Consider the following 10,863-nt stretch of genomic DNA (forward strand, 5'->3'; position numbering starts at 1 on the left):
TCTACAACCTCAAAACTGTGTTTTGAGCAACCTGCGGCTAGCTTCCTAGTTTGCTCTTTGATTTTCATTGAGTATAATTCAATTACCATTATTTTCTCCGATTTCTTGATAGTTTATAAAAAACCTAGGCTGTCACTCCTAAACAGTATGACAACCTAGTTTCAACAATTTACATTTTATAGGAGCGCATTATTTTGCTTTTGCTGCGTACTCTTCGTTACGTTTAATCATTTGTTTTCTGTACCAAGCAAAGATACCGATATAGAATACAAGGAAGACTACTGCACCAAGAATTGCTTTGATATCACCAGTTGTAGTGTTACCAATTGTCCAACCAAGAAGTTTTTCGATTGGTCCTTCAAGAGTAGAGTGAGTAATCAATTGAGTTTGGCTCACACCTTCTGGGAAGGCACCTACACCTTTAGCAAGTTCTGTTGCAAATGGCGCAATAAGTGTACCTGAAAGAAGGAAGAGTGGCAACAAGAGTGTTCCGAAGATAATCATACGGAGCAATTTACCACGCGTTACAACCAAGAGAGCTGGAGTAACACCCATAGCGATGATACCTGCAAGTGGCAAGATACCATTTCCAACTTTTGAAAGAAGCACTGCTTCAATCAACATGATTGGTGCAAGTACGTTGGCACAAGCCCAGATTTCAGCACGACCAGCGATGAATGGCCAGTCAAGACCGATATTGAATTTACGTCCTTGAAGACGTTTAGTAGCAACGTTTGTAATACCTTGTGATAGTGGTTCTACGGCTGCGATGAACCATGAACCGATAAGTGAGAAGAGTTCCAAAGATACACCGGCAGTCAAACCAAGAGACAACCATCCTTTGATAACAAGACGCCATTTATCTGCATCTGCAACACCTGCAATTGGATGTGGAGTTCCCATAATACCGATAACGATACCAAGGATGAAACCGATGAAGAATTTAGATCCCCAGAAACCGATTTTCTTGTTCAATTTAGCAGCATCAAAGTCATATTTATCAAGGCCTGGGAAGAATTTTTCAAAAATCTTATCCAAAACCATGATAACTGGGTTCATCATGTAGTTCATGTGAGTTGATGTCATTGGTGATGAACTTGGAGCGTTAAGAAGGTCATCAAATGTAGGTTTCATCAAGTCAGAGTTGATAATTTTCAACACACCAACAAGGACGATAGCTGCTGTAGCAATAAAGAGCGAAACCCCTTGACTCACACCATTGTTATCAGCATACCATTTAATCAAGAGACCTGTGATAGACAAGTGCCAGATATCAAAGATATCGACATCAAGTGTATCGGTTTTCTTCATAGCAAGCATCACTACGTTGACAATCAACATGATGAGCAAGAAGTAAAGTGTCCAAGCAGATCCCCAAGTGATTGTTGCGAGTGGTGCCCAACCAACGTCGGTAATACTCAATTGGATACCAGTGTTTTCAACGAATTTTGCAAGTGATGCTGAGAAAGCACCATTTAGCATACCGATGATAGCACCGATACCTGTAAGAGCGATGGCAAGTTTGATACCACCTTCAAGCGCTTTGGAGAATTTCACTCCAAAAAGTAAAGCCAATACTGTCAAAATAATTAACATGATGACAGGTCCACCCATTTCTAAGATGGGATTGAAAACCTTTCCGATTAGGTCAAAGATTGCATCCATAACAGTTCCTCCCTTTTTTATGTTATATGAATGTTAACAAATTGATAATTAGCTTAATCCGTGTTCTTTGATAGCTGCTTCAATATTGTCAAATACTGGAGCACTCATTGCAGGGATACGGAATAAGATTGGTCCAGCTTCGATAACTGGAATACCTGGGTCAAAACCAAGATCTGTCGCAGCGATTGGTGTGAAGATGTCATAACCCTTGATAAGGTCTTCGTTAACATCTTTGACCATGACTGCATCACAGTGAACATCGTAACCACGGTTTGAAAGTTCTTCTTCAAGAGCACTTTTAATTTGGTGGCTTGAGTTAACACCTGCACCGCAGGCAGCAAGAATTTTAATCATATGGATTTCCTCCGATTTAATATTTTTAATAGACAAGATTAAGCGATTGCTTCAGCAATGTAAGCATAAAGTTTTTCTGGTTCGGAAATTTTTGATAGGTCTTCAAGATGTCCATTTCCTGTGAAAAAGTCCATCAACTGAGCCAGAATATTTGTTTGACTTGAACTTGAGTTATTGATGATAAAGAAGAGCAAGGATACTTCTACTTCCTTATCAGGAGCTATCATATTGTGAAAAGTTACTGGTTTTTCTAATCGAACAACCACCACTTTCTCAGCTAGATTATGAACAATATCTGTATGAGGAATAGCCACATTCGGCAAATCCTTACCCAAAAATTCCATATCTAAGCCAGTTGGAAATGACTTTTCACGCGTGATCAAGGCTTCACGATAAGTTGGAGTCACGATTTCTCGTTCCTCCAATAAAGTAGCAACCTGATCAAAGAGATGTTCTTGATTATCCGCTTCTAAGCAAAACACAAGGTTTTTGTCAAAGAAATGATCTAATCCCATAAGGTTTTCCCTTCTTTCCATTAACTTTATGCTATAAGTATAACACTATATGTAATCGTTGTCAATAGTTTTCTGTTGATTTTTGTCTTTTTTTATACTTTTGTTGTGTTTATAGTTTGTTATATAAAAATAAACAAACAAATATTCCAAGTATTTTTCTGTTCTAATACTCAATGAAAATCAAAGAGCAAACTAGAAAGCTAGGCACAGACTGCTCAAAACACCGTTTTGAGGTTGTGGATAGAACTGACCAAGTCAGTAACCATATCTACGACAAGCCGACGTTGACGTGGTTTGAAGAGATTTTCGAAGAGTATTATTTTCCTTCTTTATCAGGAAATAGATAGCCAATCCCTACACAAGCTAGGACGCCTGCTCCAATCACCAAGCCACTTGAAATTGGCAACAGGTCCAAAATTGCATTCGCAATGATAAAGGCAATAATCAAACACATCAGACTAGCCTTGTAATCCTTTTTCAAAAGATTCTCTAGAGTGAAAAAGAGGAACAGACCCACCGGAATCAAAGACCAGAGGTTGACATCTAAACTTGGCCAGCCAACAGAACCAAAATACACTACTGTCACTGCTGCTAATAAAAAGACAATTCCCAATAATTTTTTCATTTCTTTATCTCCGATTTCTTTTTTAGGAACTTGAGTTCTCTGATAGTGATGCCTCACGTCCCTTACAAAAATCATTATAGCAGAGGAGTTTCTCAAGAACAAGTTCGTTTGCCTATCTGGTCTCTATATCGGTCTAAGTGGTTAAATAATGGCGATAAAATAAGGAAGCCGTGAAAAACTACCTCCCAAATGAAAAGGAATTAAGCAACCAAACGCTACTTAATTCCTTGAAATTGTCTCATCACCTCTATTAGCCTTTAAATTTTGAAAGACTCTATTTGCTAATCAATATTTGTCAATACTAACCCTTTCAATCAATTCATTAGTTTTCTAAACTAAGTCTATTAATAAATCCAAAAAGAGTATCAATAGTAAAGTAAACTAAATAATTGAGTTATAAATAGCTATTTTCACAAAACTGTTTCATCATCACACCATCTCAGTACATAAACCATTTTTTCATCTATAGCTTTTGTCTTAATCTTAATCTTTTTTCTTTAATCCAAGAAATGCACCTAAGGTAAACATTATTCCGGCAACCAATGACGTGAAGACTTCGCTAACTGTTCCGGTTTTTGGTAACCTATCATTGTTAGTAGTTGATTTACTATCAATATTGGTATCTTTATTAGCTATGTTCTCTGGTTCATTAAGATAAACTTCCTTCTCATTTTCAAAGTTTTTATCATTTTTATCAGGAACTGGAGCTGTAACATCCTTAGTTGAATCAGATCTTTGACTTTCATCTAATTGACTATAATTTACTTGTACAGGAACTGTAGTTTTGACATCTTTAGTTGAATCAAATTTGTGTGAATGATCTTCTCTTTGTAAATCCTCTTTTCTGTGACTTTCATCTAATTGATTATGATTTGCTTGCACCTTATCTTTCTTTTTGGATACATCAAAAGTAGGTTTATTTTCCTCTTCCTTTTTCTCCTCTATTTTCTTGAATACAGGTTTTATAAGGGTATCTTTTGATAGATTAATAATATAACCAGCATCTTTTTTGCCTTCGACACCAGAAATTTCCCAGCCATCAAATTGATATCCTTTTTCTAATTCACCCTTATAAACAGGTAAAATGAAATCTTCTTCCGACACTATCGTTGAACTCATTTCTTTTCCATTTTGAATGGTCACAGTCACCCTATGAGGTTTTAGTTCGCTCACCTCTCCCGTATCTTTATTTAAAATAAATTCTTTTACGGTTGTATTTCTTGCGAAATCTTTTACAAGAATCTTAATATTTAGTGTCTTATCTGTTAGTTGTTTAATATCATCAAATGATGTATATTCTTTTCCATTTACATAAATATGTTGTTCTTGAATCTCACCATCGAATCCATTATTTCTTTTATCATTGATGTTAAAGACTACAGATTTTCCATCAGCATATTCGATACTAGTATTTCCCTTGGGATCAATGTTTACTTCTGGTTTAACATTATCATATAAAAATTGATAGTGTACTCCAACCGCTTTCGCATTCAAATTGCTATAGCCAGTTTGCAGATAAACATTTCCATCCATATCTGTTACCTTATCTGGAAATCCGTTTGCTTTATAATCTTTCATCCCCCAGTCCATGATGTCACCGTCTTTAACATTAAGCTTAACGTTAAAATCTCTAGTGTTATCAATGTGTAAATCTCCGTAGATTAAATAATTATCTACAACCGATTCATTAACTCTCAATTCCCAGTTAAAACCACCCTTATCAGAAATCTTACCTCTTAAATAAAATTCTGGATTTCGTACATAAATTTTATTAGATTTAGATGGATTAAAGTAGTTCTTATCCATTGAAAGGTTTACTGGTTTGGTATCAATAAATAACATGGAGCCATCTTCTTTTATAGCTTCTACATTAGAATATTCCTCCCCATGATACTCTTTATTATCTTTACCAAATAATACAAGTTTAGAGGAATCTGTCACAAGATTTCCATCTTTATCGATTGCTTCCCCTTTATCATTCATGTTAAAGGTAAACACTTGATATCTTACAATGTTAAAGCCGTCCAAAGCCGACATTAATACTGATTGAGTGCTTCTTCCATCTTTAACATTTCTACTATCAGCATAAATTGTTGTTTCTGAAAGGACTCTTAGATTAGGATTGGCCTTTTGTATTTTTGCTATATCTTCCTTGCTATAGACTCCATTTCCTGCTAACATATCCGTTTTTCCAGGATTATAGGTAGTCACTTTTAGTGCATAGCCTTTTCTCAGAATGATATTATCCTTTAATAGATATTGTTGTTTTTCTGAATCAGAATAGATTTTACCAGATTCCATTTCAGTTAAATTGTTTGGTTTGTTTTTTGAAAGATCACCTTCTCCTAATTCTATTACATTCCCATAACTTGATGCATAGGGATATTCTGTTTTAGTTTCCCTATTTTTTTCAGGCATTCTAATTTTAGTTTTAGCTTTTGTTTTACCCTTATCTTTTACAAGGATATTCATATCACCCGTAAAGGATAGACCATCGACTACATCATTTGTATTTGCAAATAAGTCAAAGGTTAGAGTTTTAGTTTGTGGGTCGTATTTACTTGCCTTAATTTCTATTAATTTGAAGCCATTGCCATAGTAAGCCTTAGCATTTTTGGATACATTACTTACTTTTCCAAGAATTTCAAAATGTCCATCCTTTGATGGGCTTAATACTCCACCAAGTTTTGATTTAACATCATCAAGTTTCTCAGTTTCATATTCTAGAGCACTCTTATCTTCATAGGCAGTTATATTTCCTTCATCGTCATATTGATAATCAAGCTCTACTGTTCTTGTACCACCATTTACAAAGTCCTCTTCTTCCCTATATTTCTTTTTAATGAGTTTCTTTAGGTCTTTATTTTCAAAGTCTCTAATTGTTGAAATAGTTTTATTTATTTCAAGGCTAGCTTCTCCCTCAACTGAACTTTCTTCAGCTGGTTTTGAATCTTCATCCTTAGCTTGATTATTATTGGTATTTTCCTCTGGGCTCTTTGCATTTTTGAGTTTTTCTTCAGAAATTTCACCTAGTTTTTCATATTTAGAAGCATCTTTGTCAGGATCTACTAGGTAATAAGAAATCATTCCTTTTTCATCAGCTTGGTCATCAAATTTAATTCTATGGATTTTGGTGAAGTTGCTTGCACCATCTAGGGCGATTACTTCGATGATTTTTCCTCTTAAATCTCCTGCTCCGCTAATTTCGTAGATAGTATTTCCATCTTTATCAAGCTTCCTATTTCTTCCCTCACCCTCTCCGGCGTAAGTTACATCAAGACTTTTCTCAACATCTCCATACTTATCGACAAGAGCTGCACCTGCGTACCATACTTCGTTGGCTACTTCTTCAAATTTCTCAGGATGTTCTTTTTGGTCTCTAGCAAACAAGGTTTCGTGTTTGTACTCATCCTTTACCTTGTGGTAGGTATCTTTTGCGATCAATTTAATTTTATCTGGATTAGAAAAATCAATTGAAATAATTTTTGGAGCTGTATTATCAATTTTTACTGGTATATAAGAAACTTGCCATGGATAATCCTTGGTTAATCTATATTTGAATTTGTAGAAGTATTGACCCTCAGCTATTGATTCAAATTGTCCTCTTATCCTAGTAGCTGGATCTTGGTTATCCTTACTTTCTGGTTCATTTTCTTCTCTACCTCTAGGGTTATAGATGAGTCCATCCCACTTCAAATCACCCCAAACTTTTAGTTTAGATGATTTGATTCCCTTTGCATCATTGCTTTTAGAATTTAAAATTCCTCTAATAAAGTGTTCTCTCGAAATGACTTTTAAGTCTCTTTGATTTTCTCCCTCTTTATTTGTATTTACTATTGAAATCAATCCTTCTTCTGCACTTCTTAATACAAGTGGAGAAGGTGTTAATCCTCTTTCTAGTGAAACACTTTGTGGTTCTCCCTTTGAGTCAAGTGGATATACCCTAGCAACATTAGATCCACTAGTGGATTCTGCATGAATACCTTGGTTGTTAAAGGCAAATAAGTCTGGGTCTTGGTCTAGTGATGTAATATTTTTATCTTTTCTGTTTTGAATAATAGCTGCTGGATTAAATTTATCTATACCATGTTCTCCACCAATACCCTTGTTCAAGGTTCCAGGAATTTTCGGTTTACCATCATCATCATAACCTTCCATTGTTTTTGATTTTGAACCCTCTTCCCAGGCCCATTTATCAAGGATTGGTTCGTGGTTCCAATTCCCAGCAAATCCCATTAGAGGCATCGACAAAGAAGGTTGGAAGTTTATTTTCTTCCCGTTAGAGTTTAGAGCTTCCATTTCTTCCACTGACTCAAAATGAATAAATGATTCTACAAATTTATTTTTGTCTTTAGCCTCTCCAACATTTATAACCGCATTCAAATCAAAGCTAGAATTTGCGCCTATAGTGAAAGTATCATGCTCAAATGTGATATTTGCTCCTTTGATTTTTTCTGGATGGATTTCTGGAACAATTTGCTTCCCATCTGGAGATTTTTCATCTTTATATGTTTCATCCAGTTTTAATCTGTCAGTTAGAGAATCTGTAGTTATCGCTGATGCTGAAACTTTAAAGGTCAAAGGTCTGTCTGATGTATTGTGAAGCTTAACTGTAAAATATTTTTCTTCTCCTTTTATTTCTTTAAGAGAAATAGAACCATAAGAGTTTACCAAACCTTTAGAATCCTTGTTTTTGAAAGTCGCTACAACTTCATTTCTCAAAGCATTGGCAACATTAATTAGCCCTGCTCCCTGTTGTCTAGGTGATGCAAAGTATTGGCTTTTTTCTTTCCAAGACGTTGCGTCCATCATAGGTCGCGCAGTATTTTGTAAAGCAATTTTTGTAAGACTTGTAAGGTCTATTTTGTCATCTCCCTCAAGATTTTTCAATACAGGTCTTTCAAGCATTTCCTTTAACTTCGGTCTAATCAAAACAGTAGAAGCTGCTACGATTGGAGTTGCCATACTAGTTCCTGACATATAGCCATAAGTTGATTTACCATTAATGACATTAAGCGTGGATTTAATATTTTTACCAGGTGCTGAAACATCGGGTTTTAAAAGTAAATCTACTCTTGGCCCCCAAGATGTGGATCCTGCTGGAACGATGATATCTTCTTTATAGAGTTCTTTGTCTGTGTCAGGTGCAAACTTAAAGTCAATCTCTTTTTCGTCACCTACATTCGGTTTGTTGGAATTAAAACTTTCCATATCAATTGGATAGTATTGCTCCAATTTATCTTTAAAATCTTCTTTATTATTTCTTTTGACTTCAGTCTTTTTATCAGGATTAATCATGTTCCATAGCTTTACACCATCATCTCCTGAAATTGAAAACACTTGACTTTTAGTACCTTCATCCGCTTCATATCCCATAGCTGGAAGCTCTGTCCAATTATCTCTATTGTAGTAATTGACAGTATTTACAACCATAATGGCGCGTGCGCCCTTATCCGTAGCTTTTTTAAAAGCATTTTTTAAATCCTTTGTATAAATTCTATCCATTACTGCAATTTTGCCCTTAAGATCCAAACCTATCAAATCTTGGTCTTGGCCCTTGCCTATATATACAAATTTCAATTTACTAGGAGCTTTTGAACCATCTTCATTTGTTGTGATTTTATGCTTATCGAAAAAGGCCCCTATATTTCTGTATTTAAAACTTTCTCCACCTATGTTAACTTTATCAAACTCAACTGTTTGATTTTTAGCAGATGCAACCGCTATCGCATCTTCATGTGCTGCTGTTCGCGTTACATTTCCAGTGTCGGTCATTTTCAGATGATTATTTGCCACTAAATCCCAAGAAGAACTTGAAGCAGAAGTCGCATAGTTACCCGTAGCGACAACCATTGGAATGCCTGCTTTTCTTAATGCTCTAATAGCTTGCCAATATTTCTCACCTACAAGACCTGTTCCTGTAAAACCAGATGATACCGAAACAACATCAACGTTGTGTTTGATGGAATCTTCAATAGCATGAAACATTGTTTCATCCCCTGCGAACCCAGATCCTGCGTCAGAGTACATTTTATAAGAGAAGATCTGTGCATTAGGTGCAATTCCATCTATGCCATTAAAGTTCTTGATGTCTTTTTCAGTATCATTTCCAGCAAGAATCCCTGCAATATGCATCCCATGGGGATCAAAATAATCACTTCCATCATCAGCTCTTTCTACGGTAATTTTACCACCATTATAATAATTAAAAGCATGAGGAATTTTATCACTCAACCAATAATTTTTATCAGTTCCTTTTAAGTCTTCTTTTTTAAATCTCATTGAGGCTTTGGCATCATCATCGATTCTCATAGCCTTATGCCTATAATCTGTCCCCGTATCGATATTTGAAATGACCATACCTCTGCCATCAAAATTTCTTCCAAATTGAGCATTAATGGCCTTTAGGTAATCAATAGCTTCCTCAACTCCAATTTCCTTTCTGGCATGATTCATCATGGGTTGGACTTTTTGTGCCCTTTCAACCGATGAGATACCTTCTATTTGTTTAATTTTGTCCAAGTTATCTGGAGTTGTTTCTATGGCACTACCGTTAAAAATTCTATCATAAGTATATAAAACTTTTGTATTCTTAAGACTGGATAGTCCCTTGATTGCTTTTTCTCTAGACTCTTCATCTTTAAATTCAGCAATATAGACAAGTCTATCCTCTTTTTTGGGACTTTCTGAGTCTTTACTTGCAGACGAGTCCGCTTTATCTCCTTGGGATTGATTGGAATTTTCTTCTTTGCTTGTTGCTTCTTCATTGCTAGTGCTATTGTCTATCACAGGATTTTTACTAACAACTTCTTTTTCCTCAATAATTGTTGTGTTCTTTTCTTCAGTATCCTTTGAAGCTTCTATAGCATGATGAATCTCTTCATATTTCTCTTTATTTTCTGTTTCCTTATCTACTACTACTTTTTCTTTATCAGAGATATTTAAAGCATCTTCAGAGCTAGATGTATCCGCTAAGACTACCTCATTAGGGGCATAGGCTGCTAAAATAACTGCAGCTGTGGTTAATGACAATACTGTACTTTTTTTCATTTTAATTCCTTACATATTTATTTAACTTCCAATAGATAGAAAACTTTAACTTTGCTAGCCTTTGTTATAAAAAGTTTTACTAAGTATTATCTAGGAAATAGAGTAGTACATTTATATATAATTGTTAGCTCTCCATAAAAATAGTATATCATTTTTTAAATTTAAGTCAAGAAAAATTAATATGTGTTAATTTATTTTTTAATACACATTAAAAATATAGAGTCAAAAACTTTCGTAGTTAGCTGGGGTACATTGTCAGAACATTCACACCATCAAAAATAGTAGCAATCAAATTGAACCACTACCAAAATCACAAAGTCAAACATCATTGATGAAATATCAGCGCTATTAAACAATATAAATAACCGCTAAGAATAAGACTTAACCCCAAATCATTCATACCTCTCTCAACTAGATGTAACTTACAAAACCCCTGACCTCATGAGCCACTTTCTTCCTCCTCATGAGGCCAGTTTTACTTTCTGCTGTTCCAGTATCGTTTTTCCTCGCTAGATTTCCTCAAAAGGGCAGACTCCTCCCTTGGTGCGTCACACGATTTTTTCATCTCGACTGTTATTTAATGCATCATTAACGACGCTTTTCTTCTAGGTGGTTCATAAGGAACAGGAAGATTTAGGTTGACTTTTCTAATCC

The 10,863-nt window shown here is 35.2% G+C and carries 5 protein-coding genes; all 5 read right to left on the reverse strand.

The features are described 5' to 3' along the window. Nucleotides 1–189: 189 nt before the first annotated feature. Nucleotides 190–1,665, reverse strand: coding sequence for a PTS galactitol transporter subunit IIC (locus HT691_RS09730; RefSeq protein WP_000338717.1), 1,476 nt, complete (start codon nt 1,663–1,665; stop codon nt 190–192). A 48-nt stretch (nt 1,666–1,713) separates the two neighbouring features. Beyond that, a complete protein-coding gene (locus HT691_RS09735; protein WP_000590549.1) occupies nt 1,714–2,019 on the reverse strand; it encodes a PTS sugar transporter subunit IIB in 306 nt (101 codons plus the stop codon). 38 nt (nt 2,020–2,057) lie between these two features. Then, entirely contained in the window at nt 2,058–2,534 is a 477-nt protein-coding gene (locus tag HT691_RS09740) for a PTS sugar transporter subunit IIA (protein ID WP_166736039.1), read from the reverse strand. 316 nt (nt 2,535–2,850) lie between these two features. After that, the gene (locus HT691_RS09750; protein ID WP_000734650.1) at nt 2,851–3,159 is read right to left on the reverse strand and encodes a hypothetical protein; all 309 of its coding nucleotides are present in this window, start codon (nt 3,157–3,159) and stop codon (nt 2,851–2,853) included. Nucleotides 3,160–3,642: 483 nt separating this feature from the next. Beyond that, the gene (locus HT691_RS09755) at nt 3,643–10,209 is read right to left on the reverse strand and encodes a S8 family serine peptidase (protein WP_138704337.1); all 6,567 of its coding nucleotides are present in this window, start codon (nt 10,207–10,209) and stop codon (nt 3,643–3,645) included. Nucleotides 10,210–10,863 lie beyond the last annotated feature (654 nt).

The sequence above is a fragment of the Streptococcus sp. 477 genome (assembly GCF_013277295.1).
GTDB classification, from domain to species: Bacteria; Bacillota; Bacilli; order Lactobacillales; family Streptococcaceae; genus Streptococcus; species Streptococcus pseudopneumoniae.